Source organism: Yoonia sp. JB2-21, from assembly GCF_055693545.1.
In genome coordinates this window covers 1679948-1695923 of the sequence record NZ_JBVFUC010000001.1, presented here as the reverse complement: position 1 = coordinate 1695923, position 15976 = coordinate 1679948, and the positions used below count along the sequence as shown (strand labels likewise).

The window sequence follows — 15976 nt, the reverse complement described above, 5'->3', positions numbered from 1 at the left end:
CATACAGAATTTTCGAATAGGTCACACTCACTGACCTGGAAGGTAAAGAAATGATGAAATCGCTCTCGATCCTGACTGCCCTGACTTTGGCTACCCCGGTGGTCGCCCAGCAAAGTTTTTCCGCGCCTGAGGGCTGCGAAGCCAAGCTGACGGTCCAGCAAAAAGGATGTGTGATGGTCAATGTCTGGACCTGCGAGGCTGACAATCCCGGTGATCAGTGGATCGCGCTGTTTGGTCAGGTTGGCCTGTTCAGTGTGCAGAAGGTCGACGCTGAATTTCAGTGGATTGAGTCCTACAAAATGACCGGCACCGAGCGGCTGATTACCCCGTCAGAGGATCCGGCATCACTGACCGAGCTTTTTGCCAATCAGGTCGATACGTGGGACTTCACCCTTGAAACCGAGGATGGTACCGAACGTAATGTCGGTTTTGACATGCTGACCGGCGAAACCACCGTCATTGACGGAGAAACCTTGTTGAATACCGAATTTCAGGGTCGGACCCTTGATGGTGACGGCAATGAAATTGATGCAAGCAACGGCCGCCAGTACGTGAGCGAAGAGCACCGGATTTTCCTGTTTGGTGAGGCGTGGACCGCGGAAGATCCTGACCAAATCACGGATATGTCGCCGGTCGAATTCATCTATCCCGGCGAGCCCGGCTTTTTTGCCGCGCAACCGATCTATGAATGCAACCAGACTGATGCACGTTTTCAGCCATGAGATATGTTCTTGCACTTATCATGCTGGCGGCCCCTGCGGCGGCACAGGACGGACCGCACACCTTTAGCTTGCCCGCTGGATGTGATGCCTATCTGACTGTGCAAAGCGAAAGCTGTCAGGTTGATCACCACTTTACCTGTCAGGGTGATACAGCCGGTCATCAGCGGCGGGTCAGCCTTGATGAGCAGGGCATGACCTATGTGGGCGAAATTGACAGCGAAACGCAGTGGATCAGCAGCTTTCATGTATTGAGCGATCATCAGGAGCGTTTGGAAAGCAGCCCTGCGGAACCTGCTTCGTTTTCCGACCTGCTTGACAAGGGCGTTGACGACTATGATTTCCGGACGCTTTCCGATGAGATCGGCACGACGCGCTATGTCGGCCAGGATACGTTGACTGGCCGTCAGGTGACAATTGATGGCGTCACACTGGACGAAACCACATTCGACATCACCGCATATGACGCGTCAGGTAACGAAGTCTGGTCGGCCAATGGGCGCGAGTTCATCAATCGCGACTGGCGCATTTTTATGTCTGGCACCAGCACCGTGACAACCCCAGACGGTGCGTTTGAACGCAGTAGTCGACCTGTCGAATTCATCTTTCCCGGTGAACCGGGATTTCTGAGCAGCAGCCCCAAGCATGGGTGTGGCGTCGCGATCTCTTAAGAATTGAACATCAAGCCCACCTTTTTCGGTGGCTCCTCTGAAAGGAAATACAAATGACAACCTATGATCAATCCTGGGTCGCCGCCGAAGAAGCCAAGCGTCAGTGGATGGCTGAAAACGGCCTTTACAAGGACGATGACGAACATGCCTCTTGTGGTGTGGGTCTTGTGGTGTCGATTGATGGCACGCCATCCCGTGACGTGGTGGAAAAGGGCATTAATGCCCTCAAGGCCGTTTGGCACCGTGGCGCTGTTGATGCGGATGGCAAGACAGGTGATGGCGCAGGTATTCATGTGCAAATTCCTGTCCCCTTCTTTGAGGATCAGATCCGCCGCACCGGTCACGAGCCCAGCGAAGGTGAGCTGATTGCCGTGGGTCAGGTGTTCCTGCCCCGCACCGATTTTGGTGCGCAGGAACGCTGCCGGACGATTGTGGAATCCGAAGTGCTGCGGATGGGCCACTATATCTATGGCTGGCGTCATGTGCCGGTAAATACCGAAGTGCTGGGCGAAAAGGCCAATGCGACCCGCCCCGAGATTGAGCAAATCCTGATCCGTTGCGAAAAGGATATGGACGAAGAACAGTTCGAGCGTGAGCTTTATATCATCCGTCGCCGGATTGAGAAAGCCGCGACCGCTGCTGGCATTGGTGGCGTTTATGTCTGTTCCCTGTCCTGTCGTTCGCTGATCTACAAAGGCATGATGCTGGCCGAGCAGGTGGCCGAGTTTTATCCTGACCTGATGGATGCTCGCTTTGAAAGCGCCTTTGCGATTTATCACCAGCGTTACTCGACCAACACATTCCCGCAGTGGTCCTTGGCCCAGCCGTTCCGCATGTTGGCCCATAACGGTGAGATCAACACGCTGAAGGGTAACGTCAACTGGATGCGGTCCCATGAAATTCGCATGGCGTCGAATGCGTTTGGCGACAAGGCCGAAGATATCAAGCCGATCATCCCGTCGGGCGCGTCGGATTCGTCTGCTTTGGATTCTGTGTTTGAGGTTTTGGTCCGTGCAGGGCGTAATGCCCCAATGGCCAAGACGATGATGGTGCCAGAGGCATGGTCCCAGCAGGCGGTTGAGATGCCGCAGGCGTGGCAGGATATGTACGGATACTGCAACGCTGTGATGGAACCTTGGGATGGTCCGGCTGCATTGGCGATGACCGATGGCCGTTGGGTTTGTGGTGGTCTGGATCGCAACGGTTTGCGCCCGCTGCGTTATGTTGTGACCGGTGATGGTCTACTGGTTGCCGGGTCCGAAGTGGGGATGGTGCCGGTTGATGAAGCCACGGTTGTGGAAAAAGGCGCACTTGGTCCGGGGCAGATGATTGCGGTGGACATGCAAGAGGGCCGCCTGTTCCATGATGAGGAATTGAAAGACAAACTGGCCGCCGCACAGCCCTTTGGTGCATGGGTCGAAAAGGTTGTCGACCTGAATGACATCATGCGTGACGTGCCCGAAAAGGCACTGTTTGAGGGCGAAGAACTGCGCAAGCGTCAGGTGGCCGCTGGCTACAGCATCGAAGAGTTGGAGCAGGTGCTGGCGCCGATGGCCGAGGACGGCAAGGAAATGATCGCGTCGATGGGCGATGATACGCCCTCGGCCGTGCTATCGAAAACCTACCGCCCGCTGTCGCATTTCTTCCGCCAGAACTTTTCTCAGGTCACGAACCCACCGATTGACAGCTTGCGCGAAAGCCGGGTGATGTCGTTGAAAACCCGCTTTGGGAACCTCAAGAACGTGCTGGATGAGGACAGTTCGCAGACCGAGATTTTGCAACTGGAAAGCCCATTTGTGGGGAATGCAGAATTTGACGAAATGGTCCGCCACTTTGGTGACAATGTCGCTGTGATCGACTGCATTTTCGAGCCCGGTCCCGGTGCGCTGAACAAAGGTCTGCAACGCATTCGTGCCGAGGCAGAGGATGCCGTCCGTTCGGGTGCGGGTCACATCGTGCTGACGGATCAGAACCAATCGCCTTATCAAGTGCCGATGCCGATGATCCTTGCCACTTCTGCGGTGCACTCTGGTCTGACGGCGAAGGGTTTGCGGACCTTCTGTTCGATCAATGTCCGTTCCGCCGAGTGCATTGACCCGCATTACTTTGCCGTGCTGATCGGCTGTGGTGCGACCACTGTGAACGCCTATTTGGCGCAGGACAGCATTGCGGACCGCGTGCGTCGTGGCTTGATTGATGGCACCTTGACCGAAGCGATGAACCGCTATCGCGCCGCCGTTGATGCCGGTCTGCTGAAAATCATGTCGAAGATGGGAATTTCTGTTCTATCATCCTATCGTGGTGGTCTGAATTTTGAAGCGGTTGGCCTAAGCCGTGCGATGGTGGCTGAATATTTCCCCGGTATGCATAGCCGTATTTCCGGCATCGGCACATCAGGCATTCAAACCAAGGTAGAAGAGGTGCATGCGAAGGGCTGGAAAGGTGGCTCTGACGTGCTGCCCATTGGCGGTTTCTACAAATCCCGCCGGTCCGGTGAAAAGCACGCGTGGGAAGCGCAGACCATGCATATGCTGCAGGCTGCGTGTAACAACGCGTCCTATGCCCTGTGGCAGCAGTATTCCAAGTCGATGCAGTCGAACCCCCCGATCCACCTGCGTGATCTGCTGGCGATCAAGCCATTGGGCAAGGAAATCCCGATTGAAGAGGTCGAAAGCATTACTGCGATCCGCAAGCGGTTTGTGACGCCCGGCATGTCTTTAGGTGCGCTGAGCCCTGAGGCGCATAAGACACTGAACGTGGCCATGAACCGCATTGGTGCGAAGTCTGACAGTGGTGAGGGCGGCGAAGATCCCGCGCACTTCAACCCGGAGCCGAATGGCGACAATCCATCAGCGAAGATCAAGCAGGTGGCGTCGGGTCGTTTTGGTGTGACGGCGGAATATCTGAACGCTTGCGAAGAGCTGGAGATCAAGGTCGCCCAAGGTGCCAAGCCCGGTGAGGGCGGTCAGTTACCGGGAATGAAAGTCACCGACCTGATTGCCCGTCTGCGTCATTCGACCAAAGGCGTGACCCTGATTTCGCCGCCGCCGCACCACGATATCTATTCGATCGAGGACCTGGCGCAGCTGATCTATGACCTCAAGCAGATCAATCCGCGTTGTAAGGTGACGGTCAAGCTGGTGTCATCTTCAGGCGTCGGCACGATTGCCGCAGGTGTGGCCAAGGCCAAGGCCGATGTGATCCTGATTTCAGGACACAATGGTGGCACAGGCGCATCCCCCGGTACGTCGATCAAATACGCCGGGCTGCCATGGGAAATGGGCCTGACCGAAGCGCATCAAGTGCTGGCCATGAACAACCTGCGTGAGCGGATCACGCTGCGGACCGATGGTGGCCTGCGCACGGGTCGTGACATTGTCATGGCCGCGATGATGGGGGCCGAGGAATACGGTATCGGCACCGCCGCCCTGATCGCAATGGGCTGTATCATGGTCCGTCAATGCCAGTCGAACACCTGCCCTGTGGGCGTGTGTACGCAGGACGAGGCGCTGCGCGATAAGTTTACAGGCAACGCGGATAAGGTTGTGAACCTGATCACCTTCTATGCGACCGAGGTGCGTGAAATCCTCGCGTCGATTGGCGCGCGGTCTTTGGATGATGTGATTGGTCGTGCTGACCTGCTGACGCAGGTGTCGCGCGGGTCGGCGCATCTGGATGATCTGGACCTGAACCCGCTGCTGATCACGGTCGATGGGGCCAACAAGATCACCTATGATCGCAACAAGCCGCGCAATCCGGTTGATGACACGCTGGATGCGCAGATCGTGAAGGACGCGGAACGCTTCCTGCAAGACGGCGAAAAGATGCAGCTGGACTATGCGGTGCAGAACACGCTGCGGACCATCGGCACACGCACGTCGAGCCATATTGTGCAGCAGTTCGGGATGCGCAACGCGTTGCAGCCAGACCACCTGACGGTGAAACTGCGCGGGTCTGCGGGCCAGTCGCTGGGGGCCTTTGCCGCACCGGGGCTGAAGCTGGAAGTGTCCGGCGATGCCAACGACTATGTCGGCAAGGGCCTGTCGGGTGGTACGATTGTCGTGCGTCCGCCGATGGTCAGCCCGCTGGTGGCGTCCGAGAACACGATTATCGGGAACACCGTGCTTTATGGTGCGACCGCTGGGTATCTGTTCGCCGCCGGTCGCGCGGGCGAGCGTTTCGCGGTGCGGAACTCTGGCGCGCATGTCGTGATCGAGGGCTGCGGGACCAACGGGTGTGAATATATGACCGGTGGTGTGGCTGTGATCCTTGGGACGATTGGCGCGAACTTTGGGGCCGGGATGACCGGTGGCATGGCCTATCTGTATGACCCGAAGGGGCAAGCGGCTGATCTGATCAACATGGAAACGCTGGTGACAAATCCGGTGACTGTGGACCACTGGCATGACCAGTTGAAAGGCCTGATTGAGCGTCACGCAGAAGAGACTGGCAGTCGCAAGGCCGCTGATCTGCTGCAGCATTGGGACCTCGAGAAAGGGAACTTTGTGCAGATCTGCCCGAAAGAGATGCTGGTGCATCTGCCGGCACCGCTGAGCATTGAGGATGCGGCGATCCCTGCGGAGTAAAAGACACGCCCCTGCGCCAAAATGCGCGCGGGGGCGGTCCATCTTCTTGACCTGTTAACGACTGCCGTGGCTTATGGGGGCGATGGCAGAAACGAGCACAGCGAAGAAGAAACCGGCGAAAAAGCCGGCACCCAAGAAGAAGCCTGCGAAGAAAACCAAAAAGCTGGGCCCAATTCAACGGGCACGGCGGTTTGTGCGCAGGGTTGTTCTTTGGGGTGCTTTGGCTGTGTTTGCCTTTGCCTTGCTTTGGACGCTGCTTTACGCGTTCATCAATCCGCCAACGACACCTTATATGCGCGCTGAGGCGCATCGCCTTGTGACTGTGAAACAAGAGTGGGTCGCGATTGAGGATATTGCACCTGTCATGGCGCGCTCGGTTGTGGCGGCTGAGGATGCGAATTTCTGCCTGCACTGGGGGTTGGATGTGAATGCGATCCAGGCGGCGGTGGAACGGGGGCGGGGCGGTGCCTCGACCATATCGCAGCAGGTCGTCAAGAACGTGTTCCTGTGGCATGGTCGTAGTTGGGCGCGCAAAGCGATTGAGGCGGTTTGGACGCCGTTGACCGAAGCGGTTTGGTCCAAGCGCCGGATCGTCGAGATTTACTTGAACGTCGCTGAATTTGATGAGGGCGTGTTTGGGGTGCAGGCGGCAGCGCGCCACTACTTTGGCGTGGATGCATCAGAACTATCGGGACGGCAAGCCGCGCGACTGGCTGCGATCCTGCCGTCACCCAAGAACAGATCGGCGTCAAACCCCAGCAGTTTTACCCGCAATCGGGCGGCATCCATCATGAGTGGTGCGGCGACGATTGCGGCGGACGGGCGCGCGGATTGCTTTGAAAACTGACCGCCCCATTGATCAGAACGCCTGCTTGCGGCATTGATGGGCTAGTCTATCCCGCGAGTGTCCCATGAATACCTTGTATCATTACCCGTTGTCCCCGTTTTCGCGAAAAGTGCGCTTGTGTCTGGCGGAAAAGAAGATCGAAGTCGGTTTGGTCGAGGAACGGTACTGGGAGCAGGACGCGGATTTCTTACGTCGCAACCCGGCAGGGAAAGTGCCTGTGCTCAAGATGGGTGGGCACACGATGTCGGACAGTGTGGCGATCTGTGAATATATTGATGAGACCCATCCGACCCCGCCATTGTTCCCCAAGACTGCTGAGGCCCGGTGTGAAGTTCGCCGCTTGGTCGGCTGGTTTGACGACAAGTTCTATCACGAGGTCACCGCAAAACTGATCGGTGAGCGGGTGTATCGCAAGGTGATGGGCACCGGCTATCCTGACAGCACGAACGTCAAGGCGGGTGCGAAAGCGGTGAAATACCACCTCGATTATATGGCGCGTTTGCTGGATGAACGCCGGTGGCTGGCGGGCAATGATATGACGATGGCGGATTTTGCTGCCGCCGCCCAATTGTCCTGCCTCGACTATACCAGCGATGTTGATTGGAACCGCCATGAGGTGTTGAAAGACTGGTACGCCAAGATCAAATCGCGGCCTGCATTCCGATCTATTCTGGCGGATGAGGTTCCCGGATTTCAGCCCGCCGCGCATTATGCTGATCTGGATTTTTAAAGGGGGCCAGCCCCCGTCCCTTCGGTCCTCCCCCCGAGGTATTTTCGAACATGAGAAGCTTGAAAGAAGAGCTTTTTGGGTATGCGCGCGCGGCGGGATTTGCCTCTGTCGGGGTGTGCCGCCCTGATGCGGTGCCGGAGTTGCCAGAGCGGTTGCAGGCGTTTGTTGATGCGGGGATGCACGGTCAGATGGCGTGGATGGCAGAGCGGATGACGTGGCGCAGTGATCCGGCAGCGCTTTGGCCCGCGGCGCGGTCTGTGATCATGTTGGCGGAGCCTTATACGCCCGCGCATGATCCGATGGCCGTGTTGGAAGAGCCTGATCGTGCGGCGATCAGTGTTTATGCCCAGAACCGCGATTACCATGATGTTGTAAAAAAACGCCTGAAACGGGTGGGCCGATGGTTGATCGCACAGGTGCCGGACGCCGAGATTAAAGTGTTTGTCGATACCGCCCCGGTTATGGAAAAACCGTTGGCGCAGGCGGCTGGTTTGGGCTGGCAGGGGAAGCATACCAATTTGCTGAGCCGTGATTTGGGGAATTGGTTCTTTCTGGGCGCGATCTTTACCACGGTCGATTTGGCGCCTGATGCGGCAGAGGAAAGTCACTGCGGGTCCTGTACCGCCTGTCTGGATATTTGTCCGACGGCGGCCTTTCCAGCCCCCTATCAGTTGGATGCGCGGCGCTGCATTTCCTATTTGACGATTGAGCATAAGGGCTCGGTTGAGGAAGAGTTACGCCCCTTGATGGGAAACCGGATTTATGGTTGTGATGACTGTCTGGCGATTTGTCCGTGGAATAAATTTGCGGTTGAAGGCCGTGATGCGAAACTGGCGGCGCGGGATGATCTAATTGCACCGCCATTGGCGGATTTGGCCGCGTTGGATGATGCCGCGTTTCGGACGCTGTTTTCGGGCTCTCCGGTCAAACGCATCGGCCGGGATCGGTTTGTGCGCAATGTGGCTTATGCCATTGGCAACTCCGGTGATCCTGCACTGGTCGCGGCGGTCTCACCTTTGGTTGATGACCCTGATCCGGCGGTGGCCGATGCGGCGCGCTGGGCTATCTTGGCATTAAAGGAGGACTGACCATGATCCGTATTCTTGCTTTGATGATGTTACCTGTGGCCGCTGTTGCCCAAGTGGACCAAGGGCGCCCCAATGCTGATTTTCGGCCGGCGTTTGAGAACCAGACCCGCGCGCCAGCATTGCGCACGACGCGTGTCGATGTCGAGGTTTTTGCCGAAGGGTTGGATGGACTCTGGGGGATCGCACCCCTGGGCAACGGTCAGTTTTTGGTCACTGAACGCCCCGGTGCGATGCGCATCATCAATGAAGATGGGACAGTCAGCGCGCCATTGCCCGGTTTGCCAGAGGTTGCGGCTGACGGTCAGGGTGGGCTGTTGGATGTTGCGATCTCGCCTGATTTTGCACGTGATCGCACGGTGTTCTGGACTTATGCGAAACCTGTGCGCGGTGGTCTAGTGACCGCGGCGGCCCGCGCGACTTTGGGACGCGATGGTGAGCTTCAGCGTCCGACGGATATTTTTGTGCAGGATTGGCCTGCCCGCAATGGTCGTCACTTTGGCAGCCGGATTATCCCGATGGCGGATGGCACGGTGTGGATCACGACCGGTGACCGCGGTGCGGGTGACAGTGGGAAGTTGGTACAGGATATCACAACGGCCCATGGCAAGGTGATCCGCTTGAACGCTGATGGTACCGAGCCCCGCGACAACCCCTTCGTCGGCAGTAGCGGGAGCAATCAGGTCTGGTCGCTGGGTCATCGCAATATGCAGGGCGCGGCCATTGATACAGATGGCAACCTTTGGACGATTGAGCATGGGCCGCGTGGTGGTGATGAGCTGAACCAACCGCAGGCGGGTTTGAACTATGGCTGGCCTGTTGTCAGCTATGGGGTCAATTATCGCGGATCGGACGTGGGGCGTGGGTTGTCACGTGCGCAGGGTTATGAGGAGCCGGTCTATTACTGGGATCCTGTGATCGCCCCCGGCGGGATGATGTTTTATGACGGGCCATATGCCGACTGGCGGGGCGATTTGCTGATTGCGTCACTGAACCCCGGCGGTCTGGTCCGATTGAAAATGGACGGTGGTCGCGTGGTCGGCGAAGAACGCCTGCTGACGGATGTGGGCCGCATCCGCGACGTTGAGGTTCTGGATGACGGCGCGGTTCTGGTGCTGCTGGACGCCGGTGAAGTCCTGCGGGTGACCCCCCGCTAGGTTGACGTTAAAGTTCCGGTTCATGTCCGGAACGTGCCACATTTTTGCGGTTAGGCTGCCAGTTTCCGTGCCGTGGCGAAGGATACTAAACGCTTGGACTTTTCGTCCCATAGATCAAGGCTCGCGCATTTGATGCTTTGGGCGATGTTCATGCGGCTGACCTCGACCAGTTCGTTGTGGTCGCGCAGTACTTCGGTCAGGCGATAAAACGGGATACGGCTGTAGAGGTGATGCACATGATGGATGCCGATATTGGCGGTGAACCAGCGCAGGATCGGTGGCAGATCATAGTGTGAGCTGCCGTGCAGCGCTGCCTCGTGTAATTGCCAGTCTTCGGATTGTTCCCAATGGGTCGTCTCAAACTGGTGCTGGACGTAGAATAGCCAGACGCCAATAGAGGCCGCAATCAGCGTTGTGGGCAAAAACACGAGGAAAAGCGCCTGAAAGCCACCGAAATAGACGATGGTGCAGAGGATCGTGACGATAGCGGCATTGGTGCCCATCGCGCTGATCCAATATTTGCGCCCTTGATCCATTAGCCCAAGCGGCAGACGGTTTTGCAGGAAGAACAGATAGGTCGGCCCAAGGCCAAACATGACCAGCGGATGCCGGTATGCGCGATAAAGGAAGCGTCCGAATGCAGTGCGTTGATGATATTCCTCAACCGTAAGTGTCATGACATCGCCGATGCCGCGCTGATCAAGATCACCCGCGTGACTGTGATGGATCGAATGGGTGCGCCGCCAAACATCATAAGGTGTGAGGGTCACGACGCCCAAAGCGCGCCCAACCCAATCGCTGATGTTGCGGTTGTTATAGAATGACCCGTGGCCGCAATCGTGCTGAATACAAAAGAGCCGCAGCAGGAACAGACCGTTCGCCGCAGAAATCAAAAACGCCGCCAGATAGCTGTATTGTGCCACCCAACAGGCCAGCACCCATAGCACCACAAAGGGGATCAAACTGATCGCGAGTTCAAAGCTGCTGCGCATGCTGCTTGGCTCACGGTACTTTGCTAAAATCTGAACCCAATCGCGGGGGGTCATATTGGCGGGGGTCTGATTTTTGTCTTGCATATACCGCTTCTTATATCGCTTTGATTTCGGATAACCTAACGTCAGTCATTAGCAAGTGAAAAAGGCTTCATTGTGGTTAACTCGCGGCATAGTGTGCCTTTGAGAGGGACCGTTATGCAGCCGCTTCGAGGCATTATTTTCAAGATACTGTCGGTCTGCATGTTCATGGGCATGGCCAGTCTGGTCAAAGCGGCGTCCGCAGATGTGCCGCCGGGGCAGGCAGTTTTCTTTCGGTCGTTCTTTGCCCTGCCGATTATTCTGGGCTGGCTTGCGATCCGTCACGAGCTGCGCGACGGCTGGAAGACAAAAAACCCGATGGGGCATTTCTGGCGTGGCTTGGTCGGGACCTCTGCGATGGGGCTGGGCTTTACAGGCCTGGGTTTGCTGCCACTGCCAGAGGTGACCGCGATTGGATATGCTGCACCCCTATTGGTTGTGGTTTTTGCCGCCATGTTTCTGAACGAAAATGTACGGGCCTTTCGCTTGTCTGCGGTGGCTTTGGGGATGGTCGGTGTGCTGATCGTTCTGTCGCCGCGCCTGTCTGTGGGTGCGTCGTTGAATGTGTCCGAGACCTTGGGCGCAGTTGTCGTCTTGATGGGGGCCGTATTAGCCGCGCTTGCGCAGGTCTTTGTGCGCAAGCTGGTCGCTACCGAAACGACAGCGGCGATTGTGTTCTGGTTCACGATCACGTCCGCCGGATTGTCGCTGTTTACGATCCCGTGGGGATGGGTCATGCCACCCTGGCAAGTGACCCTGATGTTGATCATGGCCGGACTACTGGGAGGGATTGGGCAGATTTTGCTGACGTCCAGCTATCGCTATGCAGAGGCGTCGCTGGTGGCACCCTTTGATTATACGTCGATGATCCTTGCGCTGGTGATTGGTTATTTCATCTTTGATGAGGTGCCGACCGGCACAATGCTGTTGGGTGCGGGCATTGTCATCGCGGCTGGTGTTCTGATCATCTGGCGGGAACGCATGCTGGGGCTGCAACGTGCGCAGCAGCGTAAAGCAACCGGCAATGTCGGCACCTAGGGTATGCCGCTGCGTTGCTTGACCTTGACCAAGAGCGATTTAGCGCGCGCAACCTGTCGCGGTACACCCGGCGCTGCAGGATCGACCCTGAGGCCAAGTTTTGCGTAAATCGGCCAAAGGTGACGGGCGTTGTCGGGCGACAGATGGTCGGGCACTGAAAGCGGGATACCACCCACGGGGCACAGAAAGGCCTCTGGTATTTTGAAGGGCAAAGATCCTGCAGGGCGTGCCATGACTTTTTGATTGATCCGCGCGATAACGCGCGGATTGGCATCGATGCTTTCAACCATCAGGTTGTGCGATCGGTAAAACCCGGTGTCCCAATTCAGCAAAACCAACGCAAAGATATCCGATTGGTCGGGCCGCAATGGCAGGGGGTGTGGCTGATCAAGGTGATGTGCCGGATTGCTGCGATAAAGCGCGTGGCAGGCAACGGCAAAGTCGCATTCTGTCTGGTTCAGCATCCAGTGCACGAGCTTGTTGTGCAACGGCCATTGCGTGCGCCGGATCGTGTCCAACCACAGGTCCTGTGACGCGGACTTGAGGATGCGGCGCAAGCTGACCTCGTGATCCGATGTGGCAGGTTTGTCTGGCCGTGGCGCCGCGTTGATATTGTCAAAAGATACCATGAAACTTCTTATCAATTACAGGCTGCAACCTGACATAAGAACCCGGCTTAACTTTGACAGTCACAAAAAACATGATGCGGGCAGTGTTGCCAGTTTCGCGACAATTCTACTCAACAATCTGATTTGAACATGAATGGGGTCTAACCATCCGAGGGTATTGCGATGCGTTCAGCCCGCGCGAATCTTTCAAATATGTGCTATGATGGTGTTCCAGATCGGAGGATGACATGACGAAACATACGTTAGACCGACCAAAGACTGTGACAACTGCGATGACAGCACGCGCAGTCGCGATAGAGCATGGCAAGCGCCCCAATCCAGCGACCGTGGCGCTGCAAAGGCGCAGTCGCAAGCGTGCCTGGCAATTGCGCGCGAAGTTCTATGCACGACTAGCGCGAGGTGAGCGGGTTTAGTCAAGAAAAGGGGCGTCAGAGCGCAACTGTTACCCCCGCCAGTGCGTGTCACCCGCGCACCAGTTTTCGGCTAATCCGCGGAATTGTGTGTTGAATAGCGTCTTGGTTTTCCATGCTGGGTTTATGGACGCGGTATGATCCAGTGTTCCAATTCAACATGAATAGCGCGAAAATGTGGGGCATGGAGACCGGGCCGATAACTTCTCGTTCGCGTCGTATTTCTGGCCAGGCGGCGAAATTGCGCCTGCACGTTTTGGTTGTGCTTGACACCGGCGCGCCTGAATGGCGCAATTGTGTTGTTTTCGGTCTATATTTGAAAAGGAATGACGGATGAAGAATTTTGTTTTCGCACTTACTTTTGTTGTCCCAATGGGGATCGCACCTGCAGCACACGCTGACGATTGCGGCGGCGTTTGCGGCCCATACGAAGATCATCTTTGCGTCTTGGTTTTCGAAGATCCTTGTATCTTTTGGTTGTGGTAGGAACAACGCGCCGGTATCGGCAATAAAATAGAGTACCGCCCCATGGTCGGAGTTAGCGCCTACGATGGGGCGGTTTCGAGTACAGATTCCGCCAGCTTGCAAATTGTTAGTGCAGTATCAGGCCCGAACCAACTTCTCGTAGTCTTCGGCAATCTCGCGTGTGATCGCGCCAACCTCAAAGTTGTAGTCGCCGATTTGACCGACAGGTGTGACTTCTGCCGCAGTACCGGTGAGCCAGCATTGCTCAAACCCTTCCAGTTCTTCGGGCATGATGACCCGTTCGTTCACCGTCAGGCCTTTGTCTTTCAGCATCCCGATCACCGTCTGGCGGGTGATCCCGTTGAGGAAGGCGTCGGCGTTCGGCGTGTGGATTTCACCATCTTTGACAAAGAAGATATTCGCGCCTGTCGCCTCGGCCACATAGCCGCGATAGTCGAACATCATGGCGTCCGAACAGCCTTTGGCCTCGGCCGCGTGCTTGGACATTGTCGCGATCATGTAGAGGCCAGCGGCTTTCGCCTGCGAGGGTGCAGTTTCCGGGCTGGGCCGTTTCCATTTGGCGATGTCGAGCTTGGCACCCTTCATCTTGGCGTCGCCGTAGTAGTTTCCCCATTCCCACACAGCGACGGCCAGATGGACCGGGTTCTTTGCCGCAGCGACACCCATGTCTTCGCCGGATCCGCGCCATGCGACGGGGCGCACATAGGCGTCGGTCAGGCCGTTCGCGTCAAGGGCTGCTTGTTTGGCTGCTTCGATTTCATCCACGGTGTAGGGGATTTCAAAGTCGATCAGCTGGCCTGATTTGATCAGACGCTCAGAGTGTTCGCGCGACTTGAAGATCTTGCCGGAATAGCAGCGTTCGCCTTCGAACACGGATGATGCATAGTGCATTGCATGGGTCAGGATGTGGACATTTGCATCGCGCCAGTCGACCAGCTGGCCGTCCATCCAGATTTTTCCGTCTCTGTCGTCATATGCACCGGCCATCATACCCTCCGCCATTTTGCATTTGTTACGCTGATAGGTCCGTTTCGGACATAATATTGCGTAGTTTCTACATTTTCCTAAGAGTTGATTCTTGGAATGTCAACAAAGCTGACGTATTGTGATGGTGAGACATAGGGGAGGACGCGCATGGGTGACGGGTTGCAGCCACAAACGGGGCAAAGCCTTCTGTTCTTGACGGATGAACAATTGCGCAAAGGGATCGAGGCGATGTTTTTTGCCTATCGCGGATTTACGGCAGACCCTGATCGCATTCTGGCCATGAAGTCCTATGGACGCGCGCATCACCGCGCTATTCATTTTATTCACCGCAGTCCCGGCACAACCGTCAACAATCTGTTGTCCATTCTTGGCGTTACAAAACAATCGCTTAATCGTGTGTTGCGTACTTTGATCGAAGACGGTTTGGTGGCTAGCACCGTAGGCCAAAGGGACAAACGCGAACGCCATTTGCATTTAACGCCCGCAGGTGCTGAGTTAGAACGCGCCTTGTCGGATGCCCAGCGTGACCGGATGCGCGCCGCATACCGTGCGGCTGGTCCGGCGGCGGTTGCCGGATTTCGGCAGGTGCTGGAGGCCATGATGGATGAAGAGACCCGCCACCATTACGAGGCGATGAAGGATAGACCGGAATGACTAACGACGACGCCCACCTGCTGATTGTTGATGACGACGAACGTATTCGCGGTCTGTTGCAGAAGTTCTTGATGCGGTCAGGTTTTCTGGTCAGCACGGCCCGCGATGCCGCCCATGCGCGGCGCATTCTGTCGGGTCTTGAATTTGATCTGATCGTGTTGGATGTGATGATGCCGGGCGAAGACGGCATGGCGCTGTGCTGCGATTTGCGCAAGACCATCACGACGCCGATCCTGTTGCTGACCGCCAAGGGCGGCACGGATGATCGGATTACTGGGCTTGAGGCAGGGGCCGATGACTATCTGGCCAAGCCGTTTGAACCCAAAGAACTGTTGCTGCGCATCAATGCGATTTTGCGCCGCGTCCCCGCGGCGGAACCTGCTGTCGTTCTGCCAAAAGTCCTGAACATGGGTCCGGTCCGCTATGATATTGAACGCGGCGAGATGTGGCATGGCGAAAAGCTGGTGCGGCTGACCGCGACTGAAAGCCAGCTGATGCGCATATTCTCAGGCAGCCCCGGAGAAGCGGTGACGCGGACGCGGCTGGTTGAGGAACTCAGCCGGTCAGGTGGGCAAACGCAGGAACGCGCGGTCGACGTGCAGATCACGCGGTTACGGCGCAAGATCGAGGTTGATCCCAAACAGCCAAGGTATTTGCAGACTGTACGTGGGGCTGGGTATATGTTGGCGCCGGAGTAGGGGCTGGTTGCTTACGTTGAGAAGCAGACATCAAGGGTGAGCGTTCTAACGGTGAAGAAGCGGATCTTCCAGACCTTTGCCGCAAGTGCCCCAATGGCCGCTTTGGTGACCACTTCCAAAAACGGTGGTTTTTGGGAGGATGCCTAGATGGCTACTCCGAGCCCTCTTTTTGAGTATGCGACGACAATTCCTGATGATACCAATAT

Annotated in this window: 14 protein-coding genes; 11 read left to right on the top strand and 3 right to left on the bottom strand. The window is 56.7% G+C overall.

All coding sequences use genetic code 11. The features are described 5' to 3' along the window. Positions 1-50 precede the first annotated feature (50 nt). The 7 genes from ACZ1G5_RS08510 to ACZ1G5_RS08480 all read left to right on the top strand — a co-directional run bounded on the left by ACZ1G5_RS08510 (position 51) and on the right by ACZ1G5_RS08480 (position 9795). Positions 51-722 (top strand): hypothetical protein, encoded by a 672-nt coding sequence (locus ACZ1G5_RS08510; RefSeq protein ID WP_472732428.1) that lies wholly within the window; start codon positions 51-53, stop codon positions 720-722. After that, a complete protein-coding gene (locus tag ACZ1G5_RS08505) occupies positions 719-1390 on the top strand; it encodes a hypothetical protein (protein WP_472732427.1) in 672 nt (223 codons plus the stop codon). The genes ACZ1G5_RS08510 and ACZ1G5_RS08505 overlap by 4 nt, the downstream gene beginning before the upstream one ends. 53 nt (positions 1391-1443) lie before the next feature. Further along, the gene (gene gltB, locus ACZ1G5_RS08500) at positions 1444-5976 is read left to right on the top strand and encodes a glutamate synthase large subunit (protein ID WP_472732426.1); all 4533 of its coding nucleotides are present in this window, start codon (positions 1444-1446) and stop codon (positions 5974-5976) included. Between the two features lie 82 nt (positions 5977-6058). Then, positions 6059-6823, top strand: coding sequence for a monofunctional biosynthetic peptidoglycan transglycosylase (mtgA, locus tag ACZ1G5_RS08495; protein WP_472732425.1), 765 nt, complete (start codon positions 6059-6061; stop codon positions 6821-6823). Between the two features lie 64 nt (positions 6824-6887). Further along, on the top strand, positions 6888-7553 hold the full coding sequence (gene fzlA, locus ACZ1G5_RS08490) for an FtsZ-binding protein FzlA (protein ID WP_472732424.1): 666 nt from the start codon (positions 6888-6890) through the stop codon (positions 7551-7553). Positions 7554-7603: 50 nt separating this feature from the next. Then, on the top strand, positions 7604-8641 hold the full coding sequence (gene queG / locus ACZ1G5_RS08485; RefSeq protein WP_472732423.1) for a tRNA epoxyqueuosine(34) reductase QueG: 1038 nt from the start codon (positions 7604-7606) through the stop codon (positions 8639-8641). 2 nt (positions 8642-8643) lie between these two features. After that, entirely contained in the window at positions 8644-9795 is a 1152-nt protein-coding gene (locus tag ACZ1G5_RS08480; protein WP_472732422.1) for a PQQ-dependent sugar dehydrogenase, read from the top strand. A 50-nt stretch (positions 9796-9845) separates the two neighbouring features. On the opposite strand, the gene ACZ1G5_RS08475 is transcribed toward ACZ1G5_RS08480, so the two are convergent. Continuing rightward, positions 9846-10871, bottom strand: a complete 1026-nt coding sequence (locus ACZ1G5_RS08475; RefSeq protein ID WP_472732421.1) for a fatty acid desaturase — start codon at positions 10869-10871, stop codon at positions 9846-9848. A 114-nt stretch (positions 10872-10985) separates the two neighbouring features. Between ACZ1G5_RS08475 and ACZ1G5_RS08470 the strand changes: the two genes are divergently transcribed. Next, positions 10986-11906 carry a DMT family transporter gene (locus ACZ1G5_RS08470; protein ID WP_472732420.1) on the top strand — a complete coding sequence of 307 codons (921 nt, stop codon included), beginning with the start codon at positions 10986-10988 and terminating at the stop codon, positions 11904-11906. Here ACZ1G5_RS08470 and ACZ1G5_RS08465 read toward each other — a convergent pair. Next, positions 11903-12535 (bottom strand): hypothetical protein, encoded by a 633-nt coding sequence (locus ACZ1G5_RS08465; protein WP_472732419.1) that lies wholly within the window; start codon positions 12533-12535, stop codon positions 11903-11905. The genes ACZ1G5_RS08470 and ACZ1G5_RS08465 overlap by 4 nt on opposite strands. Before the next feature lie 227 nt (positions 12536-12762). On the opposite strand from ACZ1G5_RS08465, the gene ACZ1G5_RS08460 reads away from it, so the two are divergent. After that, a complete protein-coding gene (locus ACZ1G5_RS08460; RefSeq protein ID WP_472732418.1) occupies positions 12763-12948 on the top strand; it encodes a hypothetical protein in 186 nt (61 codons plus the stop codon). A gap of 600 nt (positions 12949-13548) precedes the next feature. Here ACZ1G5_RS08460 and ACZ1G5_RS08455 read toward each other — a convergent pair. After that, positions 13549-14418 carry a branched-chain amino acid aminotransferase gene (locus tag ACZ1G5_RS08455; protein ID WP_472732417.1) on the bottom strand — a complete coding sequence of 290 codons (870 nt, stop codon included), beginning with the start codon at positions 14416-14418 and terminating at the stop codon, positions 13549-13551. Positions 14419-14565: 147 nt separating this feature from the next. Between ACZ1G5_RS08455 and ACZ1G5_RS08450 the strand changes: the two genes are divergently transcribed. Both ACZ1G5_RS08450 and ACZ1G5_RS08445 read left to right on the top strand, forming a co-directional pair. Beyond that, positions 14566-15072 carry a MarR family winged helix-turn-helix transcriptional regulator gene (locus tag ACZ1G5_RS08450; RefSeq protein WP_472732416.1) on the top strand — a complete coding sequence of 169 codons (507 nt, stop codon included), beginning with the start codon at positions 14566-14568 and terminating at the stop codon, positions 15070-15072. Next, on the top strand, positions 15069-15770 hold the full coding sequence (locus tag ACZ1G5_RS08445; RefSeq protein WP_472732415.1) for a response regulator: 702 nt from the start codon (positions 15069-15071) through the stop codon (positions 15768-15770). Before ACZ1G5_RS08450 ends, ACZ1G5_RS08445 begins: the two co-directional genes overlap by 4 nt. Positions 15771-15976 lie beyond the last annotated feature (206 nt).

Excerpts from the sequence above, each read along its gene's own strand:
- ACZ1G5_RS08460 (WP_472732418.1), top strand. The coding sequence starts at position 12,763 with ATGACGAAACATACGTTAGACCGACCAAAGACTGTGACAACTGCGATG.
- gltB (WP_472732426.1), top strand. The coding sequence starts at position 1,444 with ATGACAACCTATGATCAATCCTGGGTCGCCGCCGAAGAAGCCAAGCGT.
- ACZ1G5_RS08505 (WP_472732427.1), top strand. The coding sequence starts at position 719 with ATGAGATATGTTCTTGCACTTATCATGCTGGCGGCCCCTGCGGCGGCA.
- ACZ1G5_RS08510 (WP_472732428.1), top strand. The coding sequence starts at position 51 with ATGATGAAATCGCTCTCGATCCTGACTGCCCTGACTTTGGCTACCCCG.
- fzlA (WP_472732424.1), top strand. The coding sequence starts at position 6,888 with ATGAATACCTTGTATCATTACCCGTTGTCCCCGTTTTCGCGAAAAGTG.
- ACZ1G5_RS08465 (WP_472732419.1), bottom strand. The coding sequence starts at position 12,535 with ATGGTATCTTTTGACAATATCAACGCGGCGCCACGGCCAGACAAACCT.
- queG (WP_472732423.1), top strand. The coding sequence starts at position 7,604 with ATGAGAAGCTTGAAAGAAGAGCTTTTTGGGTATGCGCGCGCGGCGGGA.
- ACZ1G5_RS08475 (WP_472732421.1), bottom strand. The coding sequence starts at position 10,871 with ATGCAAGACAAAAATCAGACCCCCGCCAATATGACCCCCCGCGATTGG.
- ACZ1G5_RS08445 (WP_472732415.1), top strand. The coding sequence starts at position 15,069 with ATGACTAACGACGACGCCCACCTGCTGATTGTTGATGACGACGAACGT.
- ACZ1G5_RS08455 (WP_472732417.1), bottom strand. The coding sequence starts at position 14,418 with ATGGCCGGTGCATATGACGACAGAGACGGAAAAATCTGGATGGACGGC.
- ACZ1G5_RS08480 (WP_472732422.1), top strand. The coding sequence starts at position 8,644 with ATGATCCGTATTCTTGCTTTGATGATGTTACCTGTGGCCGCTGTTGCC.
- ACZ1G5_RS08450 (WP_472732416.1), top strand. The coding sequence starts at position 14,566 with ATGGGTGACGGGTTGCAGCCACAAACGGGGCAAAGCCTTCTGTTCTTG.
- ACZ1G5_RS08470 (WP_472732420.1), top strand. The coding sequence starts at position 10,986 with ATGCAGCCGCTTCGAGGCATTATTTTCAAGATACTGTCGGTCTGCATG.
- mtgA (WP_472732425.1), top strand. The coding sequence starts at position 6,059 with ATGGCAGAAACGAGCACAGCGAAGAAGAAACCGGCGAAAAAGCCGGCA.